The organism is Desulfuromusa kysingii (assembly GCF_900107645.1).
GTDB classification, from domain to species: Bacteria; Desulfobacterota; Desulfuromonadia; order Desulfuromonadales; family Geopsychrobacteraceae; genus Desulfuromusa; species Desulfuromusa kysingii.
This window is the reverse complement of sequence record NZ_FNQN01000005.1, coordinates 50,193-74,503: the sequence shown is the minus strand read 5'-3', so window position 1 is coordinate 74,503 and position 24,311 is coordinate 50,193. Positions and strand designations below refer to the sequence as shown.

General features: G+C 47.5%; 25 protein-coding genes and 2 riboswitches. Of the genes, 16 read left to right on the top strand and 9 right to left on the bottom strand.

Annotated elements, in window-relative coordinates:
• The first annotated feature begins 40 nt into the window (after positions 1–40).
• Positions 41–409 (top strand): metalloregulator ArsR/SmtB family transcription factor, encoded by a 369-nt coding sequence (locus tag BLU87_RS09255; protein WP_092347224.1) that lies wholly within the window; start codon positions 41–43, stop codon positions 407–409.
• A gap of 88 nt (positions 410–497) precedes the next feature.
• Complete coding sequence (locus BLU87_RS09250; RefSeq protein WP_092347221.1) at positions 498–1,577, top strand: SO_0444 family Cu/Zn efflux transporter; 1,080 nt, start codon at positions 498–500, stop codon at positions 1,575–1,577.
• 233 nt (positions 1,578–1,810) lie between these two features.
• On the opposite strand, the gene cobA is transcribed toward BLU87_RS09250, so the two are convergent.
• A complete protein-coding gene (cobA, locus tag BLU87_RS09245) occupies positions 1,811–3,127 on the bottom strand; it encodes a uroporphyrinogen-III C-methyltransferase (protein WP_092347218.1) in 1,317 nt (438 codons plus the stop codon).
• Positions 3,128–3,417: 290 nt separating this feature from the next.
• Positions 3,418–3,550, top strand: a riboswitch (cobalamin riboswitch).
• Between the two features lie 418 nt (positions 3,551–3,968).
• On the opposite strand from cobA, the gene BLU87_RS09240 reads away from it, so the two are divergent.
• From BLU87_RS09240 to BLU87_RS09175, 14 genes are all read left to right on the top strand, one after another.
• A complete protein-coding gene (locus BLU87_RS09240; protein ID WP_092347215.1) occupies positions 3,969–5,372 on the top strand; it encodes a cobyrinic acid a,c-diamide synthase CobB in 1,404 nt (467 codons plus the stop codon).
• 84 nt (positions 5,373–5,456) lie between these two features.
• Positions 5,457–6,131, top strand: a complete 675-nt coding sequence (locus BLU87_RS09235; RefSeq protein ID WP_175498336.1) for a precorrin-8X methylmutase — start codon at positions 5,457–5,459, stop codon at positions 6,129–6,131.
• Positions 6,132–6,239: 108 nt separating this feature from the next.
• Entirely contained in the window at positions 6,240–7,052 is an 813-nt protein-coding gene (locus BLU87_RS09230; RefSeq protein ID WP_175498335.1) for a sirohydrochlorin cobaltochelatase, read from the top strand.
• 5 nt (positions 7,053–7,057) lie between these two features.
• Positions 7,058–8,284: a nucleoside recognition protein gene (locus BLU87_RS09225; protein ID WP_092347209.1), complete on the top strand. Its 1,227-nt coding sequence runs from the start codon at positions 7,058–7,060 to the stop codon at positions 8,282–8,284.
• A gap of 6 nt (positions 8,285–8,290) precedes the next feature.
• Positions 8,291–9,040: a precorrin-2 C(20)-methyltransferase gene (gene cobI, locus BLU87_RS09220; RefSeq protein ID WP_092347206.1), complete on the top strand. Its 750-nt coding sequence runs from the start codon at positions 8,291–8,293 to the stop codon at positions 9,038–9,040.
• The gene (gene cbiD, locus BLU87_RS09215) at positions 9,037–10,092 is read left to right on the top strand and encodes a cobalt-precorrin-5B (C(1))-methyltransferase CbiD (RefSeq protein ID WP_175498334.1); all 1,056 of its coding nucleotides are present in this window, start codon (positions 9,037–9,039) and stop codon (positions 10,090–10,092) included. The genes cobI (BLU87_RS09220) and cbiD overlap by 4 nt, the downstream gene beginning before the upstream one ends.
• Positions 10,089–10,721, top strand: a complete 633-nt coding sequence (gene cbiE / locus BLU87_RS09210) for a precorrin-6y C5,15-methyltransferase (decarboxylating) subunit CbiE (protein WP_175498333.1) — start codon at positions 10,089–10,091, stop codon at positions 10,719–10,721. The genes cbiD and cbiE overlap by 4 nt, the downstream gene beginning before the upstream one ends.
• Positions 10,718–11,443 (top strand): precorrin-2 C(20)-methyltransferase, encoded by a 726-nt coding sequence (gene cobI, locus BLU87_RS09205; RefSeq protein ID WP_092347197.1) that lies wholly within the window; start codon positions 10,718–10,720, stop codon positions 11,441–11,443. Before cbiE ends, cobI (BLU87_RS09205) begins: the two co-directional genes overlap by 4 nt.
• Positions 11,440–12,198, top strand: a complete 759-nt coding sequence (cobM, locus tag BLU87_RS09200) for a precorrin-4 C(11)-methyltransferase (RefSeq protein WP_092347194.1) — start codon at positions 11,440–11,442, stop codon at positions 12,196–12,198. The genes cobI (BLU87_RS09205) and cobM overlap by 4 nt, the downstream gene beginning before the upstream one ends.
• Positions 12,195–12,977, top strand: coding sequence for a cobalamin biosynthesis protein (locus BLU87_RS09195; RefSeq protein WP_092347191.1), 783 nt, complete (start codon positions 12,195–12,197; stop codon positions 12,975–12,977). Before cobM ends, BLU87_RS09195 begins: the two co-directional genes overlap by 4 nt.
• The gene (gene cobJ, locus BLU87_RS09190; RefSeq protein WP_092347188.1) at positions 12,959–13,681 is read left to right on the top strand and encodes a precorrin-3B C(17)-methyltransferase; all 723 of its coding nucleotides are present in this window, start codon (positions 12,959–12,961) and stop codon (positions 13,679–13,681) included. Before BLU87_RS09195 ends, cobJ begins: the two co-directional genes overlap by 19 nt.
• Complete coding sequence (gene cobK, locus BLU87_RS09185) at positions 13,678–14,451, top strand: precorrin-6A reductase (protein ID WP_175498332.1); 774 nt, start codon at positions 13,678–13,680, stop codon at positions 14,449–14,451. Before cobJ ends, cobK begins: the two co-directional genes overlap by 4 nt.
• A 236-nt stretch (positions 14,452–14,687) precedes the next feature.
• Positions 14,688–15,122, top strand: a complete 435-nt coding sequence (locus tag BLU87_RS09180; protein ID WP_245706433.1) for a heme-binding domain-containing protein — start codon at positions 14,688–14,690, stop codon at positions 15,120–15,122.
• Positions 15,123–15,403: 281 nt separating this feature from the next.
• A complete protein-coding gene (locus tag BLU87_RS09175; RefSeq protein WP_092347182.1) occupies positions 15,404–15,730 on the top strand; it encodes a cytochrome c3 family protein in 327 nt (108 codons plus the stop codon).
• A gap of 313 nt (positions 15,731–16,043) precedes the next feature.
• On the opposite strand, the gene BLU87_RS09170 is transcribed toward BLU87_RS09175, so the two are convergent.
• The 8 genes from BLU87_RS09170 to BLU87_RS17315 all read right to left on the bottom strand — a co-directional run.
• A complete protein-coding gene (locus BLU87_RS09170; protein WP_092347180.1) occupies positions 16,044–16,625 on the bottom strand; it encodes a hypothetical protein in 582 nt (193 codons plus the stop codon).
• A gap of 152 nt (positions 16,626–16,777) precedes the next feature.
• Positions 16,778–17,545, bottom strand: a complete 768-nt coding sequence (locus tag BLU87_RS09165) for a TIGR04255 family protein (protein WP_092347178.1) — start codon at positions 17,543–17,545, stop codon at positions 16,778–16,780.
• A 138-nt stretch (positions 17,546–17,683) separates the two neighbouring features.
• Complete coding sequence (locus BLU87_RS09160) at positions 17,684–18,085, bottom strand: hypothetical protein (protein WP_092347176.1); 402 nt, start codon at positions 18,083–18,085, stop codon at positions 17,684–17,686.
• Positions 18,086–18,364: 279 nt separating this feature from the next.
• Positions 18,365–19,051 carry a PEP-CTERM sorting domain-containing protein gene (locus tag BLU87_RS17435; RefSeq protein WP_092347173.1) on the bottom strand — a complete coding sequence of 229 codons (687 nt, stop codon included), beginning with the start codon at positions 19,049–19,051 and terminating at the stop codon, positions 18,365–18,367.
• Positions 19,052–19,530: 479 nt separating this feature from the next.
• Entirely contained in the window at positions 19,531–21,048 is a 1,518-nt protein-coding gene (locus BLU87_RS09150; protein ID WP_139167522.1) for a hypothetical protein, read from the bottom strand.
• A 138-nt stretch (positions 21,049–21,186) separates the two neighbouring features.
• Positions 21,187–21,261: riboswitch (cyclic di-GMP riboswitch) on the bottom strand.
• A gap of 254 nt (positions 21,262–21,515) precedes the next feature.
• Positions 21,516–21,734: a hypothetical protein gene (locus BLU87_RS09145; protein WP_092347167.1), complete on the bottom strand. Its 219-nt coding sequence runs from the start codon at positions 21,732–21,734 to the stop codon at positions 21,516–21,518.
• A gap of 151 nt (positions 21,735–21,885) precedes the next feature.
• Complete coding sequence (locus BLU87_RS09140; RefSeq protein WP_175498331.1) at positions 21,886–23,508, bottom strand: ShlB/FhaC/HecB family hemolysin secretion/activation protein; 1,623 nt, start codon at positions 23,506–23,508, stop codon at positions 21,886–21,888.
• 50 nt (positions 23,509–23,558) lie between these two features.
• The coding region (locus BLU87_RS17315) for an MBG-2 domain-containing protein (protein WP_175498330.1) at positions 23,559–24,311 on the bottom strand (753 nt) is incomplete at its 5' end.

Here is a 24,311-nt window from a genome sequence, read left to right as displayed (position 1 = left end):
GATGAAAATATTGGAGTATATGTGAATATATGTTCAATTGATGGAGGATGCTGTGGATCAAAGAGAAGATACGTGCTTGGTTGAATGTGTTCACACTGACAGTGTCAGTCAGGTGAACGCAAAAATGGAATCGGAAGAAAATTTATTTGAATTGGCCGAGCTGTTTAAGGCCTTTGGCGATTCGACCCGAATTCGCATACTTCATGCCCTGTCATTTTCTGATCTGTGCGTCTGTGACTTGGCGCAGCTCCTCAACATGAGCTCCTCAGCGATCAGTCACCAACTCCGGGTTTTACGTGGACAGAAAATCGTCAAATATCGAAAAGATGGAAAGAATGTGATTTATAGTTTGGTTGATGCGCATGTTTTAACCCTTCTGGAACAGGGCCTTCAGCACGTAAAAGAATAATCTATCCGGGCCCCATGTTGGCGGTGGTGCCTATTTTTTACAGGCAGACATATGAACATATTGTCATGTGTTACAAAGAGGTATTGATATGGTTTTATTTGAACGAATACTGCTTGAAAGCTGGAACATTCTTTGCCTTTCTGCTCCTTACATGCTGTTTGGCTTCTTTGTGGCGGGACTGCTAAAAGCTTTTATTCCAGATGATTTAATCGCTCGTCACTTGGGAAAAGAGAATCGATCAAGTATTGTCAAGGCAGCATTATTCGGCGTTCCGATTCCATTATGCAGTTGTGGAGTCCTCCCAGCTGCCGCTGGAATTCGTAAACAAGGGGCGACAAAAGGGGCAACAACGGCATTCCTGATCGCCACTCCTGAAACGGGAGTCGATTCAATTTCTGTAACCTGGGTTCTGCTCGATCCACTGATGGCGATGTTGCGGCCCCTGTCTGCGTTTATAACGGCGCTAGTGACTGGGCAGATGGTTCGTATTTTTGATCCAGTTTGTCGTACAAAGGATTCTGCTGGGACCGAAGAAAACATGAGTGTCACCGTTTCTTCATGTTGTAGCGAGGATAATCAAGGCGAGGAAAAACGACAAACTGGTTTCCTCGCTCGCCTACAAGAAGGGATGGCGTTCTCTTTTGGGGATCTGTTTAAAGATATTTCCGGTTGGTTTTTTATCGGCGTCGGCATTGCCGGGATGATTACGGTGTTTATATCACCTGCACTCGTTGAACGCTGGCTTGGAAATCCCATTATTGCCATGTTTGTTATGCTTGTCGTCGGTATTCCCCTGTATGTTTGCGCAACCGCCTCGACTCCGATTGCAGCAGCACTTGTTCTGAAAGGGTTAAATCCCGGAGCAGCATTAGTGTTTCTGCTGGCGGGACCCGCAACGAATGCCGCCGCGCTCTCAGTGATTTCCAAAATTATTGGGAAGAGGAGCACCGTCATCTATCTGCTGGGTATTATCGTGTCGTCAGTTGTTTTAGGCTTTGCTGTCGATGCCATTTACTCTCTCACCAACCTGACTGCCGGATGGCAGGCCATCGCCCATGAAGATCATCGAACTCTGCTGGGGATGATCAGTGCGTTAATATTATTCGGACTGGTTTTGTTTCAGAAAGGCACCAAAAAAAGTGCCGGTGCCCCTTGTGGATGTCATTGAGAATGGATAATGACATCCGAGTTATGATCAAAGTTCGATCAAGGACAGGTATTGATGGCTGGTGATAAAATTGGCCTGTCTTCGACAGTACTCAGCCATGCTTATGGAACCCCCTTAACAATTCATGAAGTCTCAGGCGAACTGCTTGTCCTCCCTCAATTATAGGAGCAAGCAGAGTCCGAGGCCGCCTGCAAAAACGGGTAAACCACTTTCCTCTCGAGGTTCATCAGCCATTACGATACCGCCAACTCTTGGAGCCTGCCAGCTTCGCTGATACTACTGGATAGCCCTTCATCCGCCCGACTGGCAAAACTTAAAATTTCATGTAAACGGACGACATCGCCGATCACCAGAATTGCCGGACGTTGAGCGCCAACAGCGGCGGTTGGAAGGTTCTGCATGTCGGTAATTCGTACGTCCTGGTCTGCCCGTGATGCATTGGATATGATGGCAACCGGTAACTGAGGATTGACGCCGGAGGCGAGTGAGAGTTCCGAAATCTGTGTCGCGAAACTCAGCCCCATCAACACGATAATTGTATGGTGAGGGATTTTAAGCAAAGGGAGCCAGTCAGTGTTAATTTTGCAGCCGGCAAGGTGCGCTGAGACAATGGACATGTTGGTTGCATAATTACGAGCGGTCGGTGGAATGCCTGCACAAGCCGGTCCGGCGAGAGCAGAACTGATACCGCTGATCATCTCAACTTTGATCCCTTTTTTAATTAGATACTCCGCTTCTTCCGCCCCTCTGCCAAAAATGTAGGGATCGCCGCATTTAAGCCGGGCGATTTTTAATCCCCGTTTGGCATGTTCAAAAAGTAATTCATTGATCTGTTCCTGCCGATAAAGGTGACAGCCCTTCTTCTTGCCGACCGATATCTTTTGTGTCGTCTCCGGAATCAAGGCAAGGATTTCAGGGGTGAGGAGGTGATCGTAGAAGACAACATCCATCTGCTGCAGAGTCTTATAGGCCTTGATGGTCATCAGATCGACGTCTCCCGGTCCACAACCGATCAGATATACGGTAGAAAACAGCTTTAAACACTGTTCTTGGGTGGTTTTGATGTCAAGAGTGCCAAGTTGTCTTTCCACCCTCTTCTCCGCCAAAAGGTTGGGGATTTGTTTGGGAATGAATGCAGCGATCTTATCTCTGACAATGCGGCTGATGGTCGGGCTGGCACCATCTGTGGAGACAGAAATTTTAAGATCATTGACATTGAGAATAGCCGGGAAGTAGACATCACCAAGCTCTGGTTGAGAAACACAGTTAAACAGAAAATAGGATTTCTTTTTTTCCTGAAGCACCAATTTTGCGACATCAGGATTACCGGTTGCGTCAATAACGATGTTGACACCAGCGAAATCTTCTGCGCAGACAGGTCGATGTGTCATGGGAATATCGAGAGCTTGTATCTCGTGACAGAAGGCAGAAGCGATGATGTTGAAGTTTATCTGGTTGCGGGATAAGGCTTGCGCTTTTTGTAGGGCAATTTGTCCCCCACCGATAAGTAACAATTTGGGCTTGGTCAGTAATATAGGGAAAGTTCCCATGGCAGCAACTCCTCATGTCGAGAATTGATCGCCATTTGCCGCAAGCGATACAACTTTGACATAAACAAATGAAAAGACCGATATCGGCCCTGTTCCATTGATTTTTTAAGGGGTGCTGTAGGTTGAATCAGCCTGGGGAGCTGAGGAGAAAAACTATGGAGAGGCATACTACACACGGATACTAGATCTGACAATGAAATTTTTATTACGTCTTTTTAATAGTGTATGCAACAAAAAACCTCTTGCATCAGATCATACTTTGCTGTTAACTAGCGATCCTCTGTCAAGGGATGTCATTCTTGACAGTCAGACATATTTGGCGAAGGAGAGAAGGAAGGCGGTGTAATTCCGCCACGGTCCCGCCACTGTAAACCGGAGTTGAAACTCCGGAAGTCAGATACTTCCTCCTTGATAAGCCATGACTCCCTGAACTCCGAGGAAAGAGATCTCAGGTAGCACGACAAAAGGATAAAAAACGGTATCCCAGAACCTCTTCACAGGTTCTGGGATTTTTTTGTTTTTGGGCCATAAAAGTTACCACTTCCACAACTGTTTTTCTGGGGAAAATTAATTGTGGAGCTGAGTCACAAAGGATGTTGGCGGGGGTGCTGGCATGTTCACGGGTGTTCTGTTGAACGATGTTTTTACTGCCTTCTCCGCTGTACTCAGCAACTGGATGTTATCCGTAGCTTGGCTGTTAAGTCCATGTCACGAGGTCACCATATCGGTTGGAACCGATTGGATGCCGGGAAACAATTGCAAAGAGAGGGAAAGTGATAAAAAAAGACCATTGGATAAATGAAATTTTGCGTACGGTCGAATCCGAAGTGGAGAAAACTTGATGCCTGTCTCTCCGATATCAAGAGCCCGAATCATGATTGCCGGTGCCCATAGTGGCGTTGGTAAGTCAACCCTCACTCTGGCTCTGGTGGCTGCTTTGAGAGATAGAGGTCTCAAAGTGCAAACCTTCAAGGTTGGTCCCGATTATCTGGATCCCAGTCATTTGGCCCATGTTTCCGGTCGCCCCTGTTTTAATCTGGATGGCTGGATGAGCGATCGTCACTATGTTGAACAGATGTTCACTGCCCTCTCAGCTGATGCAGATATCAGTATTATTGAAGGGGTGATGGGTTTGTTTGATGGCAGCAGCAGCGATAGCATTCACGGCAGCAGCGCAGAAATTGCTGCATGGCTGGATGTGCCCGTTGCTCTGGTGGTCAACACGCATGGTATGGCTCGCAGTGTTGCTGCACTGGTAAAAGGCTATAACGAACTGGAGCCTGCTGTTTCTCTGGCAGGAGTTTTGGCGAATCGTTGTGGTTCTCCCAGCCATGCTGAACTCCTTTCATCAGCGTTGATGGCTGCGGATCTGCCTCCTTTACTGGGTGCCATACGTAGAGACAGTGTCCCTGAGCTTCCCAGTCGTCATCTTGGCCTCATCTCTGCCGCGGAACAGGCTCTCAGCCCAGAGATGATGAAATCTCTGGCAGAAACAGCGGAACAACAGATGGATCTGGACCTTTTGCTCAGTCAGGCGCAGGGTGCCAATCCCATTATCTTGGATCAACCCTTGGTAGAAACTCCTTCTTGCGGTGTCAAAAAGCAGGTTCGGCTGGCAGTGGCTCGTGATGAGGCTTTTCAGTTTTATTACCCTGACTTTTTTACCTTATTGGAAAGCAAAGGGTGTCAACTGGTTTATTTCTCTCCATTAAAAGACGAAGCTCTACCAGAGAATATTGACGGTCTCTATTTCGGGGGTGGATATCCCGAGGTGCATGCTGAAGCGCTATCCAGCAATACTTCCATGTTACAAGACGTCAGCTCGTTTTGTGCCTCCGATAAGCCGGTTTACGCTGAATGTGGCGGTCTTATCTACCTTTCTCAAGGGGTGGAGCAGAAAGAGAGACTTTACCCTTTCGCTGGTGTTTTGCCAGTCTGGGCGAAGATGTTGAATAAACGTAAAGTGCTTGGATATGTCAAAGCCACACTGCAACAAGATTCACTTTTTGGCACTTGTGGAAGCGTTTTTCGCGGTCACGAGTACCATTATTCGGAGTTGGCTGCTTCGCCCGTTGGGATCGATGGATGGGAATCTGTTTATCAACTGCAGCAGAACCGGACTGGACATTGTCGAGCTGAAGGGTATCAACGTGGAAACATTCTCGTCAGTTATGCCCATCTGCATTTGGCTTCTAGACCTGAAGCCGTAAATCGATTTATCGAGAAGCTCAGTTGCGCTGACTGAAGACCTCCAATTGTGCGGTATGTCTCCCCTGGCGGAAGACAAATATTTTTTTAAAAACCTTATGAAAAATTAAGCGGAGATTTTGTGAAAACTAACCATAGACCATTGATTCACGATTTACTCGAAAGCCCGTTAAGTGGACAGCAGATAGAAGATCTTTCATTTGCCCGAATCGACGCGGAGGCACCAGAAAATAACTATACAGCCGATGAGTGGCAAGTGGTCAGGCGATTGATACATACAACCGCCGATTTTGCTATCAGCGATCTGATCCGTTTTTCTCCAGACGCTCTTCACTCGGCCCGAAAGGCACTACAACAGGGGAAAACTATTTATGCTGACAGTAATATGATCCGTTCCGGATTAAGTATTCCTCGGCTGCAGAAACTGAATCCGGCTTACAGTCGCGCAGAAATTCTTTGTCATGTTGCGGATGAAGATACGGTGACACAAGCACGGAAAGAGGGATTGCCCCGTTCTCTTTTTGCTATCCGGAAAGCCGGGAAAAAGCTGGATGGAGCCATTGTTCTCATTGGTAATGCTCCGGTCGCACTGCTTGAACTCAACCGGATGGCGGTTGAAGAGAATATTCGTCCAAGTCTGGTGGTCGGGATGCCGGTTGGTTTTGTTCATGTTCTGGAAAGCAAGGAGGAGTTGGCTCAGCTGGATCTGCCTTACATCATCCTCGATGGTCGGCGCGGTGGCAGTCCTCTGGCCGTAGCGACGTTACACGCCATCTGCATGTTGGATAACGGCTAGAAGAGTCATCCCGCTGAAGAAGCACACTGACCAATTAAGGAGGAATACATGCTATTGAAAAACACCCGAAGAATTCAATCTATTCTACTATTTATAGGAGCCTGCATCATGTCGATGACCGTTTCTGCCCCGGCTACAGCCAGTGAAAACACAGAAAAACCGGCCATCGTCCTTGTCGCTTTCGGGACGTCGGTGGATACAGCTCGTCCGGTTTTTGATTATATCAACGACAAAGCCTGTGAACGTTATGCCGGATATGATGTGCAGTGGGCTTTTACCTCGCAATTTATTATCGACAAGTTGAAGAAGCAAGGCATTGTGACCCGTAATGTCGAAGAGGTTGTTGCTGACTTACGTAAACAGGGGAAGAAAAACATAGTTTTCCAAAGCCTTCATGTGGTTCCAGGACAGGAGTATCGCAGTGTTGTCGATGTTGACATGCACGGTCTCAATGTAGCGTTCGGTGACGCGTTGATGACATCAGCCGCTGATATTGCAGCGGTTGTTGATGCTCTGGGCAAGGATATTGATGCTCAACAGCCGACCGTTATTGTCGCCCATGGCAATGATCATCATTCTGAATTTAATCAACAACTGGTCGCTTTTGCAAAAACCATCGAACCGCAATATCCAAATCTGGTCGTTGCCAGCGTTGAAGGACAGCCAGGGATTACCCCTCTGCAAAAGATAAAAGTACTGAGCGAAGAAATCGGTACAGTCAAATTTGTTCCACTGATGATTGTTGCTGGTGATCACATTATGAACGATGTCATGGGTGATGAGGAAGATAGCTGGAAGAAAATTATTCAGGCAGACAAATCTGTCTGCTCTCAATCTCTTGGCTGGAATGACGCAATTCTTGAGATCTATTTCAACCATCTTGACCAAGCAATGCAAACCTTGGAAGAGGGTCGCGGTTAGCTTTTATGTATCGTCTTCTGGTGGCTGTATTTATATCTTTGCTTATTTTTTCTGCTTCTGCTTCTGCTTCTGCTTCTGCTGCAGCCACGAGCTCCGCTGAAAAGATCACAGTGGATAAAGTCACCCATCAGTCGGTGTCCACTCAGGGGAAGAATGTTGCTGCAACGGCTGTCAAGCGTTATCAACCAGAAGGGGAAACCGGCAAGGTTTTTGTCACTGAACGACAAAAGACACGAAGCAGTTCTGATTATCAGCGCTGGAAAAGGCATCTCCCTTTTTGGCCGCGCAAGGGAGTATTGATCTGCGAACTTTCCTTATTTATCGCGATTGGGATCTTCGTCGGACAAATCCTGGAAGTTTCAGGAAGCATGCGTCTGCTTTCGGTCCTAACGCTACCGCTGACAGGTCTAGGGAAGATTAAGCGAGAAGCTGGGCCCGCTTTCCTGATGGCGTTTCAATCGGGAGCTGTTGCCAACAGTATGTTGGTGACTCAACGGGATGTCGGCAGCTTGAATAATCGTGAGCTCTATACGTCGATTTATGTGGTCTCGGCTTTATCACTTTTTGCCCATTTACCAACCTTTGTGGTTCCTATCGGGATCGCTTTTGGTTGGGAAGCGACCATCGCACTCTTTGCAGTCCGCTTTCTGGCGATAACTCTGCAAATCGTCATCACCCTGTTGTTGTCCCGCTATGTTGTGGCGCGATTTTTTCCGTCTTTGTCAGCGACGCAGTCAACCCTGCAGCAGGAGACGACCGCTCGTAAGGTGCGTGAACGGAGTCGCGGTTTCTGGACCACAGTATGGTTGCGGTCGCAGAAAACCCTGCGTCGGTTACTGATCTATCTGATCCCTTCTTATCTCTGTATGGCGCTATTGGAATATCATGGGTTTTTTACCTGGTTGGGAGAAACCATGCCGGGGCTGTTTTCCTTCTATTTTTTACCGGCAGAATCGGTTGCTATCATCCCGGCTCAAGCTTTAAGTCTTTACAACGGGGTCATTGCTGCTGCGAACTTTATTGACGCCGGACAGATAACGACCCATCAGGCGGTTATTGTCATTCTGTTTGGTTCCATGGTGACGGCTCCGGTGCGAACCTTGCGTCATGCGTTACCAACCTATATTGCCATCCTGGGAGCAAGGCCTGGGGCTTTTATGGCGATCTCTGCACAGTTTATCCGGATGTTGTTTCTCCTTGTCTGTACTCTCCTCTTGATGCTGTATTGGTAGGAAAATATGCAAGATAAAATGCTGAAACCCGGCTGTTTTTATGCCGTAGGTGTGGGACCCGGCGATCCTGATCTGGTGACTTTGAGAGCCGCACGTCTGGTTGAAGGTGCCGATGTTATTCTGGCACCACAAGCTAAGAGCTCCAAAAGCAGTATTGCGCTTCGCGCTGTTGCTCCTTTGCTCAAGGATCAGGAGATTGTCGTAACGCAATATCCCATGGAGCGCAACAATGTTAAAACCAGGGAGCATTGGGGGAAGATTGCGACGGATGTCGCCAAACGCTGCCTGAGCGGACAGTCGGTGGTTCAGGTTACCTTAGGTGACCCGCTGATCTTTGCGACGAGTTCCTATCTGATGGAGGCCCTGGTAGAAAAATTACCAGCTGATCGAATCCAGACAATCCCTGGTATCAGCGCTTATCAAATGGTCGCCGGTTGCTTCAATCGCCCCCTGACCTTACAGGAAGACCGCTTGATGATTATGTCAGCGACGGACCTTGATGCTGTGGAGAAAGCTCTGGATGCCTGTGAAACTCTGGTGTTGTTTAAGGCGGCTGGAGACCTCCCCCGCTTGTTGGAATTGCTGCGGCGGAAGCAGCTGCTTCAGTGCGCTGAATTAGTTAGTGCCGGTGGGCAAGGAGAACATGAAGTCAAAGTTGCTGATCTGAGTCAATGGGACGAGGTTGATCTCGGTTATATGACAACCATGATTATTCATATCGGTCAACGCCCATGGCAGGAGGGACCAACCTGTTGAAATGGGGAATTTCCACTGGCACCTGTGCTGCTTTAGCGGCCAAAGCCGCGGCATTAATGCTTGTTCGAGGAGAATCCTCTGAGCAGGTCGATGTTGTCTTGCCGGATGGCAGCAGTGTCACCAATCGCGTCAGCGACATCTATTGTGATGGTATGAAAGCCTCGGCGACAGTCATCAAGGATGCAGGGGATGATCCTGATGTCACCCATGGGACACCGCTGATTGTGACTCTACACCGTAACCGTGTGAATCGGGTCCGTTTTTTTGCTGGTCCAGGGGTTGGCACCGTGACCCGGGCCGGTCTTGCCATCCCACCGGGAGAACCTGCTATCAATCCCGGTCCCCGGAAAATTATTTGTGCGGCGCTCAGTAGCGTTACGACAGAAGGTTTTGACGTGACCGTCTCAGTGCCACAGGGTCTGAAGTTGGCTCCCAGAACCTTTAATCCCCGCCTGGGGATCGAAGGGGGAATTTCGATATTAGGAACAACGGGCCGAGTCCGTCCTTTTAGCGCCCCAGCCCTACGCGATTCCCTGAAATGTTCACTGAATGTCGCCATCGCTGCAAGACTGACTGAGCTGGTTCTGGTCCCAGGAAATATGGGACATAGAGCTGCCAAAAGGTACTTTGATGTTAGCGAACAGCAGATTGTTGATGTCAGTAACGAGTGGGGCTACATGTTAGGACAGGCAGAAAAATGTCCGTTAGAACATCTGCTGGTCCTCGGTCATCCAGGGAAGTTGGGCAAGCTCGCGGCAGGGCAGTGGCAGACCCACTCGGCTCAATCAGCAAGCGCCATCCCCTATATTGCCCGATTGGCGCAGGATTTGTTTCCGTCGCAGAGTTTTCAAGTGAATACGGTCGAAGAACTGTTCATGCAGAAGCTGCAAGCACCGCAACGAGAACAGCTGGGGAATCGGCTGGCAGAGGCAATTATGCACCAGATCGCAGCGACTTATCCGGGGCTTCCGCAATTGACAGTTGCCCTTATCAATCTTAAAGGGGAACTGCTTGGTCACTGTGGTGATGATCAGAAATGGAGAGTAAAATGAATCCGGTTGAGATTATTGGCTGTGGGCCGGGACACAAGGATTACTTGAGTTTAGCCGCTTGTGCTGTGGTGAAAAAAGCCGAAGTTCTGGTGGGGGCGCCGCACCTGTTGCAGTTATTCCCCGACCTTGACTGTCAACGCTTTCCGGTTCGAGGCAGCATGACCAAGGTGCTTGATGAGATCTCAGGGTTCAGGGATAAGCGGGTCTGTGTGCTGGTTTCCGGTGATACCGGACTGTACAGTCTGGCACGTTTAGTCATTGACCGTTTCGGTCGACAGAACTGTCGCCTTACCCCAGGGATTAGTTCACTACAACTCGCCTGTTCCCGGCTGGCTTTGGATTGGCATGATCTTCCGGTCTACAGTGTTCACGGCCGTATCCCCCAGATTGATTTAGCAACCTTGGGTAAAGCGAAAAAAATGGCTTTTCTGGCCGGAGATAAGACCGCGGTCGATTGGTTGGTGCAACAGTGGGAGCTTATGGAGGAAAACTACTCGGTCGTGAGCTGTGAAAATCTGTCACTGGAAACTGAAAGAATCCAATTCTTTGATCGCAGCAGTGAACTGAAAAAAGCGGCATTGCCTTCACGCACGATCCTGTTTTTTCTCAAAGAGGGGGTTTTGACATGAGATCGGGAACCTTTTATGCCGTTGGTCTGGGGCCAGGAGATGAAGAACTTCTGACTCTAAAAGCTGTCCGTTTGTTACAACGGGCGGCGTATGTTTATGTCCCCTTCTCCCGCTTGACGACGCAATCCTGGGTTCATGGAGCGGTGCAACAGTATGCCAATCAAGCTGCTGTTATTCGTGAGGTGTCCTTCTCTTTGCAGCGCAGTAGAGAGAAGCGTGAACAACATTGGCAAGCGACGGCGACCAGCATCATCCAGACGTTACAGCAAGGCAACGACGTTGTTTTTGTCACTCTGGGTGATCCGTTGTTGTATTCCACTGCCATCTATCTGTTACGGGCATTACGGCGGCAATGGGCTGACGTTAAGGTTGAAATTGTCCCCGGTGTCAGTGCGTACTCCCATTGCGCCGCCCTGACCCACTTCGCTGTGGGAGAAGGGACAAAACCGGTCACCATCATTCCAGCGGTCACCGCGATGGAAGATCTTCAGGCTGCTATCCAGCGTGGAGGGACCTTGGTGTTGATGAAAATTGGTCATCATCTGCCTGCAATTATCGACATGTTGGAAGAGAACGGGTTGATTCATCAGGCAGTTTTTGTCGCTCGCGCTGGTTTCCCGGAGCAAAGGATTGAGACTGACCTTCGCTCGTTGCGTGGTGCTGATCCAGCATGCGGAAATCTGGCTATTATCCTTTTAGATACGGAAGAGAATACTTTATGAAAGTCTATTTTGTCGGCGCTGGTCCGGGAAATCCGGAATTGATGACCCTGCTGGGGCACCGTCTGCTCAGCCAATGTAAAATTTGTATTTATGCCGGATCACTTATTCCGCCAGAGGTTATCGCCGTCGCTCCCGATGATGCTGAGCTCTATGATTCTGCCAAGATGACTTTGGAGGAGATGGAGACGGTTTTTCGCAAGGCGCAACAGGAAGATGTCGATCTGGTGCGATTGCATACGGGAGACCCTTCTATTTACGGTGCCATTCGTGAACAGATGAACTCTCTGGACCGGATGCAGATTGAGTATGCCGTTGTCCCTGGCATCAGCTCTTTTCAGGCGGCGGCAGCCACACTAAAAACGGAATTAACTGCTCCAGAAGTGACGCAAACCGTCATTCTGAGCCGCACCTCGGGGCGGACTCCAATGCCGGAAAAGGAAGATCTGCAACAGCTGGCGAAGATGCGCTCGACCCTCTGTCTGTTTCTTTCCGTGCACAAGATTGCCGAGGTCGCTCAAGAGTTAGGCCGGTGGTATGGCGATGATTGTCCCATTGCAGTGGTGTTCCATGCCTCCTGGCCAGATGAAAAGGTTATTCGCGGAACCTTGCAGGATATTGCCGCAAAAGTGGCGAACGAAGGGATCAAAAAGACCGCGATGATTATTGTTGGTCAGGCTTTGTCGCGAGATATCCCGGTTTCTAAGCTCTATCATCATGCGTTTACGCATGGCTACCGTCAGGGATCAGCGGAATGAAGCTCGCTGCCATCACTTTTTCACCTCAGGGATTGCTGGTCTGTCAGCAGTTACAGAACAAAATTCCCGAGCTGCAACTTTATTTACATGATGCTCTGGACTTTTGTGAAGGTGCACAGTCTTTCACCCGGGTAATGGAGCTGACACCTACGATTTTTTCCAAATACCATGGTTTGATCTACGTGGCTCCCTGTGGTGTGGTGGTCCGCTCTTTGGCGGGTTCAATTGTGAGTAAGCTTACAGATCCCGCAGTTGTCGTGGTTGATGTCGGAGCGCGGCATGTTGTCAGCCTGCTCAGTGGCCATGAAGGTGGTGCCAATGATCTGGCCATACGGGTGGCTAATATTATCGATGCAGAACCGGTTATTTCCACGACCACAGAGGCGGTCAAGGATTTGATTATCGGTGTTGGCTGTCGCCGGGGAAAGGCTGCGGTTGACATTGTAGCTGCGATACAGAAAGTGATGGAGCAGCAGGCACTGTCGCTGGCAAGGGTGCGTTACCTGGCCACGGCTGATGTTAAAGCGGATGAGCTAGGTTTGCTGCAAGCGGCCAGAATCCTGAATATTCCCTTGCGAATTATTGCTGGGGAAACCATCCGTCAGTGTCCGCAAAAATTTACATCATCAGAATTTGTTGCCGGTAAAGTAAATTTACCTGCTGTTGCCGAACCGGCAGCGTTACTCGCTGGAAGGAGGACATCATTAATTGTGCAGAAACAAGCTCTGAACGGGATAACCGTTGCAGTAGCACAGGAAAATTGTTTGTCATTGGCATAGGTCCGGGGAACCCTCAAGATCGAACTCATCGCGCAGAACGTGCGGTTTCTTGCTGTTCCACCATTGTCGGTTATGCTCCTTATGTGGAATCCATCGCCGACCTTTGTGAGGGGAAAGATACTTACACCTCTGGGATGATGCAAGAAGCAGATCGTTGCCGGATGGCGCTACAAAAGGCGGTTGCCGGAGCCACTGTTGCTCTGGTTTCATCCGGAGATGCTGGGGTCTATGGGATGGCGGGACTGGCTATGGAAATGGCTGCGGCTGAGAACCTATCTGTGGAGATTGAGGTTGTTGCCGGGGTCAGTGCCGCAAACGCCGCTGCTGCCCAATTGGGAGCCCCGCTGATGCTTGATTCAGCAACCATCAGTTTAAGTGATCTTCTGGTCCCCTGGGAGACAATCATCACTCGCTTACAGGCTGTCGCTGCTGCCGATATGGTGGTTTCTCTCTATAACCCCCGCAGCAAGAAACGGGTTCGGCAGCTGGAGGAAGCCGCTGCGATTTTCCGCCATTATCGTCCCGGGACAACCCCGGTGGGGATCGTTACCGCCGCCGGCGATAAAAATCAGCAGGTGGTTTACTCGGATCTGGAACACTTTCTGGATGAAGAGATTGGTATGCGCTCTCTGGTGATTATCGGCAATAGCACCACCCGCCTGATTGATGGTCGGATGGTCACACCAAGAGGATATTATCGGTGATTCTCCTGTTCGGTGGTACCAGTGAAACAGAATCTATAGCGACCGCTCTGGCCAACTTGAATATTCCGGTCATGGTCTCAACAGCAACAGATGTTCCTCTTAAAACCGGTGCGGAAAATCATCCGTTGATTACGCATCGTTGTGGTCGCTTGGGTCTGAGTGACATGGTCGATCTGATGACACGTAGCGACATTCGACTCATCGTCAATGCAGGCCATCCTTATGCTGACGAATTACATCAGACCATAGCGGGAGTTGTGCGAAAAACGGGAATCAGATGTTTCCGCTTTCAACGCCAGGAAACCGTTATTGATGACGAGCATGTTTACCGGGTGGGAGACCATCAGGCCGCTGCAGAATTAGCCTTTTCCTTCGCCCGCCCAGTGTTGTTAACGGTCGGATCACGACATCTTGAACCTTATGTCGCAGTGGCCAAAAAAACGCAGATCCCCCTCGTTGTCCGCGTCTTGCCGCACAGAGAGTCGATAGAGGCCTGTAAGGCCAGTGGACTCCCGGATGAATCATGCATCTACGCCCGTGGCCCTTTTAGTGAAGAGGAAAATAGCACGTTGATCCGTCGCTTTGATATCGGCGTTCTGGTCAGCAAGGATAGCGGTACTGCCGGCGGGGTGCCGGAGAAGATAGCTGCTGCAACTGATGCAGGATGTGCCATTGTGTTACTGGGCAGGCCCGCCGTTGCAACCAGCGATTGGACGAATTTTGAGACCGTCTCATCTCTGGTCAAGGGGGTGGATGAATTACGGTTGTAACTGTTCCTCTCCGACAGAAAAAGACGGGTGGTAGCGCTATGAATCAGTTCTGAACGCTCAGATTCAGAATTATCATCGGCAGATTTTCGACTTTGGCGATCACAACAACCTTTGAACTCTGATATAATGATAAAAGCCTAACCTGATTTGTTTACTTGTAAATATAAAAGTGTTTAAATAACGGTTCGTGCTCAATCTTGGAGTCGCCATCTGGCCAGATCAGAAAAGGAGTTGAGATGATGCTAAAAGGATTAATCGTAAAAGGTCTCATTGCCGGTATCGTATTGTTGATAGCTATTCAATTTGTTCCGTACGGAAAAGACCATTCAAATCCTCCCGTCATTGCTGAACCACCATGGGATCAACCTGAAACCAGAGAATTCTTTGTCCGCGCCTGTGCCGACTGCCATAGCAATGAAACCCATTGGCCCTGGTATAGTAACTTTGCCCCTGCCTCGTGGATGGTGACTCTCGATGTCGATGAAGGACGGGCACATTTTAATGTTTCAGAGTGGGATCCGCAAAACAATATGGGTGGCTGGATCGCAAAACAGGTAGAGCTTGGTGAGATGCCGCCAGCGAAGTATCTCCTTCCTCATCCTGAAGCACGACTTACAGATGAAGAAAAAGCAAAATTTATCAGCGGATTGCAAAATACCTTTGGTAAATAAATCGTAAGGTTGTCCTTCATCTGGCCGCTTGATTCAATATTGAGCGGCCAGATTTTTACCATTTTTTGCCGACTGGTTCCCGTTTGATCCCATTGGTCCTGATAAAAAGTCATGGTTAAAAATACTGATAACGGTCACTAAGTCACTTGATTTTTAGGGGGATAAGTGTTTTCCCGAGAATTCACGAGGAAATCTGAATTGACATATGTTGCCCTTCGGTGTAGAAGACATATGCGGAATTTACTTATTCAGGATAATCGTGCAAATAACGGAGTATGTTGATGAAGAATTTAGTGTTTATCGTCCTTGCAGTTGTTTTTTCTTTTGTCCCAGTATTTCTGGCGCAGCAAAATGGAATCAAGGCTCCTATCACCAAGGTTGAAGTCCTCGAGGAGGGTGTTTATAAATACGAGGGTGAAACCAAAGGGGTTGTTATGTTTGATCATAACATGCATGTCGAGGTTTTAGATGGGGACTGTACGAGTTGTCATGAAGGTGAGCCCGCTACTATCATTATCAATGATATGGCCAGCGGCCATGGCCTGTGTAGCTCTTGTCATGATCAGGTTGATGACATGGAGTCTTGTAACACTTGTCACAGTAAGTAATCTGCAAGTTCATCATCATTATCAATAATCGAAGGCGGTCAGACTGTAAAGTCCGACCGCTTTTTTGTTGCCTGTTTTCTTGAGGGAAACATGACAGGGCCATCAATGAACATGCATTGTGAAAGCCAATCATAACGAACGGACTAATATGGCACTGAAAGGGATTACACCAAAACAGAAGTTGGCAATGGCAGTATAAGTTTACTTTTGATAGCTATTAAAAATGGGATGATTACCCGTAAATTCCTGATTTATATGGGTCCCCGAACATGACAAGTCTGGGCACTGGACGATGCGCCTAAAAGTGTAAAACTTAGTCATATGTGGTCAATTCAGGGGTCCCGACTCTGTTTAGATAATTGCCAAACCGTTGTGATACATCTTCTCTAAATAATTCATTTATTGAAGCAAGGCAACGATCTTGGCAAATTTCATAAAAGTATTCAAAAGGTAAAGTATAGTATGCCTTAAAGTCGACAATTAGCTCTGGAACTTGAAGATCAGCCCAAGAAGGGAGAAAGTGATACCTGGGAGTTTCATTATTCTTCACTATTTTATAGCTTGAAGAATTAATCCTATCAGTAACTATATTGTATAAACTCTTTAAGTGTTCCCCTCTTCTCAATATTTCTGCAGGAAAGGCTGGAGCAAAAAGCACAGAATGTAGGTATTGATTGAATTTTAACTCTTCCCCGTCTTTTTTTTGACTTAGTATTTTATAGCCGTGATCCAAGTCACACTCTTGACTAAGAATAATTGCATATTGGAAGAAAACCTCGTACTTTTCTCCATTTTTTCCAATAGAAAAAAAACTTAAATCTCTATAAAGGTCCCCTTGTGAAACTCTTTTACTGCCGTGAACCCGATATAGAGAGTTGATGTTACTTTTTATCATTGCTTACTTTTTTAATTGTAGACCTGCTAGAAATATAACGCTCGTCAGAGATTGAAGATGGAAGAGTATTTAAAGACCTTCCTGTAAAGGAAACCCTTGAAGAATCCTCTTCAGTCGTTGATTGATCGAAATATCTATCCCCACCATTTTGCTCAAAGTACTTCATCGGTTATTACCCCCATATTTTTACGAAGTCCATTGTTTATGCTTTTTTCAAAAAGAGACTTTATTTCATGGTTGAACTTATCCAAAGTATTACAGACGCTGTCTAATTCAACGAATTCCGTATAACAGTCATAGTCTAGCACAAACTCTTTCCTACTTATTTTTGCTGGAAATTCACTATTATACATTCCAAAACTGAACGTAATTTTATAATCTTCTTTATTTAATGTCACTTGTGACATTGACCTAGACAGCGAACTATCTCTAACAAAAAAGTTATCTGAAATTGATGTCAAATACGAGCTAATGTAGTCTTTCCACGCAAAAGGATTGCCCTTTTCAAGAATTATTTGATTTATATACCTAACGCCAAGCCTTCTATAGTCAGCATTATCATAAAGCTTACTAAACATTTTAAATGTATAAGCCACTGCAGCACTAAAATCTGCCATATCTTTATATTTATACAATTCAACAGCTAGATAGTTTTTGAATAAAGAAACCTTTCTTTCTTTATTTGAGTCAAAAAAATTATAGTGGTTAGCCGCAGATTCACTTGAAACTGCATTGCCTTCTTTAAATTCAGTTTTAAGCTCTTTCAAAACCTTCTTTTCAACTACGGGAAAACTATCCTTAATTCCCTTGCTAAACTCATCCACGAATTCCTCGTGGTCTAAAGCTGAAAAATCAAGTTTGAAAATAACATTCGTTAAGTAATTTTTTTTATACTTATAATCGACAAAGTCATTCTGCATCGGCGTATTCCATGTGGTTAGGTTTTTTTAATGCTTGATCCTTATGAAAGGATACCACACTCTTTTATTTCTTTGCTTGGCTTTTTGCCCATCCCTCCCCCGTTGCAGTAACACGGAGGATTCAAAATACATTAGCTATCAGAACAACCTTCCAACCCTGCAAAAACTTTCCATATCAATCTTCACTTCTCGATCGTATGGTTTTTTCGTTGTCCGGTATCGTCGTTTCAATTCTTTGCATTTTTCTTCGAAGTAATCTTCGGTCTGTCTGCGACATCTTCGATAGTCAATGCTTCCTTCTGGATAGTTATAACAAATCGAATCTTTTAGAATTTCTTTCTTAACTATTTTGCCGTTTTTTCTCGTCGTCGTGGTTTTCCATTGGGGGCGGTAGTTTTTTTCTGAAGCTTCTGGACAGGCATAATAAATCACCTGACCACTTGGACCATACTTTTTGCAGGTTTTAGCTTCGGCAAACGGTGTTGGGATTAGTGTAACTAAGATCAAAAAAGAAAGAAGACATGCAACTAAGTACTTCATCGGACCCCTCCAAAGAAATAAAATGACAGGAATAGAACGCTGCTCAAAGGAAATAAGCACTTGAATCTGTTTCGTGTAGCAATTATTTGTAACTTTAAGATCTTTTTAGGTCAACCCATATTTCCTATTATCTTGCTGTCCATAGGAAAACGGGCGCGCTAAGGTGAAGCTTTCGGCTCCTCCGTTTCTCGGTGGATACTTACAATTCTGATTGATAAAATAAAAAGCGGAGCCATTGTTGACCCCGCTTCGATGACTATTCTGTCGAAATTCTTAATTCTATGCTTTTTTGCGCTTCCGTCCGTACCAACTGAGACCTAAAAGGCCACTGCCGAGAAGAAGGATGGTCGCAGGTTCTGGGACGGGAGCGACAGGAGGATCAGGAACAACAGGTGGGGCTGATGAAATAGCGCCAACCGCGTCGATATCGGCGCCAGCAGTTGTTCCAGCGCCTAATCCTTGACCTTCATTGGGATCATCTTGTAAGCGAACGTAGGAAAAACGGTCGAGAATACCGAATCCATAGGCATCAATATCGATCCCGCTTGTGCTTCCGCCGACTTTACCGACATTGGACCAAGTCGTGTTGTCTTTACTAATCCACACAAATGTGTCCTCGACATCCCCACCAATTTCAAATATCCAAAGGTCAAGACCGTTGTCACCACTGCCAGACAATGAATTATCGGTAAACTGTAAAGTCAGGGACCCACCTGGCCCGAGAGTCACATAATCATCAGCGCCACTCGTGTAGTCGGGTATGCCCAATGCCGCTTGAGGATCTTGTGATGCAGGGTACTGGTTACTTGGACCATAGGTGACAGGTGTATAATCCACCACCGCGTCGGCAAAAGACTCGGCACCACCAGGAAACTCAACACCCCCAAAAGGAACTGCTGCAGCGAATCCTGTGAAACCAATTACCAATAAAATAGTCATACACAATGTCAGTAGAGGTTTTTTCATTGCTTTGCTCCTTTCGGTTTATGTGTAACTATTTTGGTAAGCAATATGGGTGCCATTAAAATACTTCTATACTATCAATTAGTTATGCTTTGTGTATTGGAAAAGTAAGCTTTTTCGACACGATTTCGGCATCAAACATGACCTTACAGGTTAAGGATGTCGGTTTTCTTGACAATTCTCATCCGTCTATCTCTCCTGCCAACGTACCGGAATCGAAATGGAGAGGATTTCCGTATCGAAGATATGACTGCCAAGGTACGTCAAAAGAGGCACTACCACGAGGGAATCCTCCCGAACGTAAAACCGGGACCCACAGCTTAATGTTGTGAGTCCCGGGTCTGTTTGACATCGTGCAGCGAGGTGAAAATGGGCATCAGGAAGAGGCCCTGAAAGTAACGTAATTTGTGACTTATATTGTTGATTGGCTTCATCGAAGCGGTGATATTCGCCTATTGTTGCTGCAAAATTGGTAGCAGCAATTAGAACCCGAAGAATGATTTGACCGTGCCACCAGTATCTTTGATGAAATTTTCCGCTTCTTCAGCGGTGTCCTTGAGCTCTTCTACAAGGTTCTCTGCCACCTTTTCTGCTTCCCACTTTCCGCTTTTCCATTCTTCGTATGTCAGGCCGGTGTCAATCCAATTGTCTTCGCATTGATTGCTTCCTATAGAGATAATTGAAACATCGATTCCACACCGATGTCCATCGACCCACCAAGCATTGGAAAAATCGTTTTCGAAAACAGACGAAGCAGAAATATCTTCAATATTCCGGTTATCTTCAAGGTTTGTATTTATGAATATGCAATGGTCTGGGTTTTGTAAATAGGCATGACTTAAATCGGCTCCTTCAAATGTAGATACTCCAAGATTGACGTAAATATCGCTCCAAACCATTTCCGAATGACTAAAATCAATATGATGATACCACTTGTCACCGTTACTAGAATTATATTCAGGATAGATGCCACGGCTTTCAAATTCTTCACTGTCAAAATTGACACCACGAAGATTTTGGTCCGATAAATCATACTGCAAAACAAAGCGAACGACGGCATCAAGCCCGCCGAAGACAGATGCAGCATGTGCGCTGCCAATCACTTCCGGCAGCCGGATGTTTTTCAAATAAGCCAGAGAGGCGGCCATAAATGAATCTTTGTTTTCTATCCCTAGCCACCCCCTAACAGTCCGCTCCAACCGGGCGATTTTGAAGCTTGCAGGTGTACTCTCCAGTGAGAAACCCAGCCCATCCATACGTGATTCGTTAGCATGTTTAGTGAGCCCCAGAAAATGGGTTTTCGAGCTGTCGTCGCTATTTGTGGCGACGATACCAAGACCGGTATAGCTACCTTCCTCGGTGCAATTGGAGAGGGTGTAATTCAAGCTGTATACATTGACTTCTTCATTCGGCACAGAGATAACGCCACTGATCTGACAACCATTTTTCGTCCCGCTGATCGTGCCAATAGAGTCAATTATGATATTAACGTTGGACTCAGTGTGGTCTCCATCCACATAATCTAGCGAGGCTCCCTTGTTGTACAGGGAGCTGTAATCGCTCACAAGTTCCCCTTCCTGATAGGCAGAGTTCTGGTATATTCCGACAAAGGATTCTGCTTCTGCAAAATCTATAATCGCGACCCCATCAGTCCAATGGGCACCATCGTCTGATATGGTGTACATTTTATAGGAGTGACTGCCGCCTTCCGATCCATCACTGACCATGCGGCCATTGGATCCCATTTCATAAGTTCCTGAGTAAATAATGTTGGCATCTTCGGAGATGCCATAAAATGCACCATCGTAAATGATGGTGCGCATGTCAAAGGCATTGCTCACCGTGTTTCCGTCGATATCTTTCTCGATAGAGGTCTGATAACCGATCCAGATCCCTGAAGGATCCACTGCCGCGTCCTCTTCTCCATGATTATCACTTCCACAACCGGACAAACATCCAAATACCAGTATCGAGCTCAAACCCATAACAATCATTTTCATGATGTCCGTCTTCAACAGTCTCATTCAATTTCTCCAATTGTAAAAAAGTTCATCCATTGTTCTACATCGATTTAAGGTGCGATCATCTCAACTAAAAAAGCCTCACTTCATGTCGAAGAAAGGCTTTTGAAAGGATTCTCCGGCAACCTGGCTACCCCAGAAGGGCCCGTGGTTTTGCGTCCCCGGATTGCACCGGGTTTGCTATTCTCAGAAAAACTTATGACGACAGGACTCATACTTAACAAAACTAGAAAAATTAGCCGCCGCACATGTTGTGTTCTTAATCTATTAAAATTATGGACATTTAGCAAGCATGATCTGAAAAAACTTCTGTCAATAAAGACAATAAAAGCGTGAAAAGTTCCAATGAACTTGAGCACCCTGAGCATCCAGGACAAGGTAACATTGTTTCTAGCTTCACCTTTATTCCTACCTACAGGTGGACTGATCTGGATGGGTCAGATCCATCAATCTTGGGCAACTTCTGCCTGCTTTGTTTTGATCTGCTCTTCAAGCTGGGTCATTGCCTTGGCCAGACCGTTGATAAAGTTTGGAGCCTGAACCGCCGGGACAATCAGTGTCGCTACCTCATGCGGTTCGTTTTCGGGGCCATTTTGTGCCAGTTTGATCCGCAGGTTGCCATTGGACAGGGACACAGTTGTAAAGCCATCGGTAAATATATGCATTTTTGATTCTCCTTGAGGGTGAAAAGGGGGACGATTTTTCATATCGGCCCAGCTATTAACAGCGGGGGGGCTTGCGGCTGATGACCTGGTTGCCGAAAACCTTCACTAGCGGATCAATGCGGCGCTGATGTTGTCATCAACGCGCTATGGATTAAAATCGGTATCCCAGAGTCGCCCAGAGGCGTGGGTTGCGGTCTTTGCTGTCTGTGAGCGATGCGCCCCCTTTGGTGCGCCAGGCCACGGCAACATGGGTATACAGATTTTTGTATTCACCACGCAGCCCCAGACCGGCACCTTCGATGCGCCTGTGGTTAGCGGGATGAGCGTTGGATTTATCGATCCGCACATGACCTAAGTCATAAAACAGGTAAGGGGTAAGTGTCCGGATTCGGTAGCGCAGTTCCAGTTGGGCGAGAATTCCCTGATCGCCATAGCCTTCACCACTGGAATAAGCACGAACGCCGTAAATACCACCCACTCCAAAATCTTCCGAGGAATCCAGATTGCTGTTGCTCTTCTGGGCAACAACGCGTGCAAACAAGCTGGATTTGGAAGTGAGTTGCTGGATGCGGGCGATATCGAGGTTGATTTTCTGAAAGCTTCCTTCGGGACTGTTGTTGACGTTCTCTTTGAAGGTGACACGACCCACTGTCCAGCTGATGCTGCCATAACTGATCCCACTCCCAGCCAACCCGTCACGGTGATCAAAAAACAGACTAAAGGGGATACTGTTGCTGCTACGACGGGTGGTGTTATGGGTCAATCCGATTTTATCCTCAAGCCGTTTATGCTGATAAACGGCGGCCAACCTCAGGTTGGTTTTTTGGGAGCGGATTAGCGGGTAACTCAAACCCAGACTGCCGACTTGGGCTTTTCCGGTGGCATCAAGATTTGAGAATTCTTTGCCGACCTCAAAGTCTGTGTGGGCGTAGCCAATCTGACCGCGCATCCCTTTAGCTCCCAGAGGACGATTGTATTGGAGAGAGCCTGTCAGCAAGTTTTCGTTGCTGATGATGCTCCGCAGTTGCAACTGATCGCCGAAGCTGAAAGGGCGGTTGATATTCAAGTCAAAACGGCCACGGTATTCGCCGGTGGTGCGGCTGCCGTAGTTATCTGCACCAACCTCACCGTCGAAGCGGGCATCAGGTTCGATGTTAACCTGCAGATCACCGGTACCGAGTTCCTGCCCCGGTCGGATCAAAGGGGCGGTGCTGATACCGGGCTGATCTGAGAGCAACAACGTTACCCGTTCGAGCTGGTCACTGCTGATCACCTCACCGGTTTGCAGTGGTTGTAACCAGGCTTTGACGGGGGTGATGACATCTTCATCGCCCTGGACGATAAACTGACCGTAGCGGCCTTCGACAATGTCGATCTGCAAAGTGCCATCGTTCATACTCTGGGCCGGCAGAAAGGCACGAGCAAAGGGGTAACCGTTGCTTTGATAATAGCGGGTGATTTGTCCGGCGATGTTGCGTAACCCGGCAAGGTCATATTGATCACCTAGGCTGTCGCTGATAACGGCTGCAAGTTGCTCGTCATTGAAACAGCTGTGACCGTGGAAAGTGATCTGCCGTAATTCCACTTTGGGGCCACCGGGAGCTGCCGCCGCAGTAGCTTGTGGGGTGATGACCAGTCCCTGGTCTGGGGGACGGAGTTGGGGTGGTTCGCGCAACTCCTGCAGGGTGCGCCCGGCATCGGGCGGCGTCTGGGCGATGGCGGGGAAAGCAGCAAGTAAACTGAGGATCAACAACAGCAGGGTTTTATACATCATGGTCAATACATCCTTATAAGAAATACAGTAAATCATGGTCACGACGCCGCTTAGTTGATCTGCGGCTGATTGGCGTCAGAATTGTCGTCCTCTCCGGTCCCGAGACCGGTTCCGGATAGGTTGATGCCACCATTGACAACAAACACATGCACGTAACCGGAATTATTCTGCCCGCCATTTAACATAGATCCAGCGGCTGCTGTCTCAGTTCCGCCGCTGCCATTGACGTCACTGTCGCCATTGTCCGCAGAACCTTTCTGATGGGTTGATACATTGACGAAAATCAAGCCACCATTAGATCGGTTGCTATCCTGAAGGGTTCCACGACCACTAGCTTGCGAAAATTCCGTGGGGGACGTCATGACGGTGTTTGCAGGACTTTGTGTCGCCGTCTGCTGAGCGTCAGTGATGATATTTTCCAGCTGTTGTTCCTCAGAACCAGAAGCGGGAGTTGAGTCCGGAGTTATAGTCAGATTAGCCGCAACATAATCAATTTCGTAGTTAGGATTTTCCGCATCAGTGAGGGTGCCTTGCAGAATTTCGTAGTTGCCTGTGTTTTCTCCGGCAACCCGGCTTAAACTTCCGGTTAACGATTCGCCGGTAACCAGTCCCCGATCTCCGTTCATGACTTCTGCTTGATAGGTTAAAGCCGGGTCACTTTGTCCTGCGGTTTTATTCTTAGCATCAGCGGTAACAGTCAGCGAGCGGGCGCTGATGGTAAGCTCGCCGTTGACCACACTGATATCGTAGTTGCTGTTGTTAAGGGCATCTGCACTGATGGTGTAGCTGCCGACGTTTTCACC

What these genes read in the sequence shown, in the direction of transcription:
- BLU87_RS09255 (WP_092347224.1), top strand. Translation starts at nt 41, where the DNA reads ATGGAGGATGCTGTGGATCAAAGAGAAGATACGTGCTTGGTTGAATGT.
- BLU87_RS09250 (WP_092347221.1), top strand. Translation starts at nt 498, where the DNA reads ATGGTTTTATTTGAACGAATACTGCTTGAAAGCTGGAACATTCTTTGC.
- cobA (WP_092347218.1), bottom strand. Translation starts at nt 3,127, where the DNA reads ATGGGAACTTTCCCTATATTACTGACCAAGCCCAAATTGTTACTTATC.
- BLU87_RS09240 (WP_092347215.1), top strand. Translation starts at nt 3,969, where the DNA reads ATGCCTGTCTCTCCGATATCAAGAGCCCGAATCATGATTGCCGGTGCC.
- BLU87_RS09230 (WP_175498335.1), top strand. Translation starts at nt 6,240, where the DNA reads ATGTCGATGACCGTTTCTGCCCCGGCTACAGCCAGTGAAAACACAGAA.
- BLU87_RS09225 (WP_092347209.1), top strand. Translation starts at nt 7,058, where the DNA reads ATGTATCGTCTTCTGGTGGCTGTATTTATATCTTTGCTTATTTTTTCT.
- cobI (WP_092347206.1), top strand. Translation starts at nt 8,291, where the DNA reads ATGCAAGATAAAATGCTGAAACCCGGCTGTTTTTATGCCGTAGGTGTG.
- cbiE (WP_175498333.1), top strand. Translation starts at nt 10,089, where the DNA reads ATGAATCCGGTTGAGATTATTGGCTGTGGGCCGGGACACAAGGATTAC.
- cobI (WP_092347197.1), top strand. Translation starts at nt 10,718, where the DNA reads ATGAGATCGGGAACCTTTTATGCCGTTGGTCTGGGGCCAGGAGATGAA.
- cobM (WP_092347194.1), top strand. Translation starts at nt 11,440, where the DNA reads ATGAAAGTCTATTTTGTCGGCGCTGGTCCGGGAAATCCGGAATTGATG.
- BLU87_RS09195 (WP_092347191.1), top strand. Translation starts at nt 12,195, where the DNA reads ATGAAGCTCGCTGCCATCACTTTTTCACCTCAGGGATTGCTGGTCTGT.
- BLU87_RS09180 (WP_245706433.1), top strand. Translation starts at nt 14,688, where the DNA reads ATGATGCTAAAAGGATTAATCGTAAAAGGTCTCATTGCCGGTATCGTA.
- BLU87_RS09175 (WP_092347182.1), top strand. Translation starts at nt 15,404, where the DNA reads ATGAAGAATTTAGTGTTTATCGTCCTTGCAGTTGTTTTTTCTTTTGTC.
- BLU87_RS09170 (WP_092347180.1), bottom strand. Translation starts at nt 16,625, where the DNA reads ATGATAAAAAGTAACATCAACTCTCTATATCGGGTTCACGGCAGTAAA.
- BLU87_RS09165 (WP_092347178.1), bottom strand. Translation starts at nt 17,545, where the DNA reads ATGCAGAATGACTTTGTCGATTATAAGTATAAAAAAAATTACTTAACG.
- BLU87_RS09160 (WP_092347176.1), bottom strand. Translation starts at nt 18,085, where the DNA reads ATGAAGTACTTAGTTGCATGTCTTCTTTCTTTTTTGATCTTAGTTACA.
- BLU87_RS17435 (WP_092347173.1), bottom strand. Translation starts at nt 19,051, where the DNA reads ATGAAAAAACCTCTACTGACATTGTGTATGACTATTTTATTGGTAATT.
- BLU87_RS09150 (WP_139167522.1), bottom strand. Translation starts at nt 21,048, where the DNA reads ATGAAAATGATTGTTATGGGTTTGAGCTCGATACTGGTATTTGGATGT.
- BLU87_RS09145 (WP_092347167.1), bottom strand. Translation starts at nt 21,734, where the DNA reads ATGCATATATTTACCGATGGCTTTACAACTGTGTCCCTGTCCAATGGC.
- BLU87_RS09140 (WP_175498331.1), bottom strand. Translation starts at nt 23,508, where the DNA reads ATGATGTATAAAACCCTGCTGTTGTTGATCCTCAGTTTACTTGCTGCT.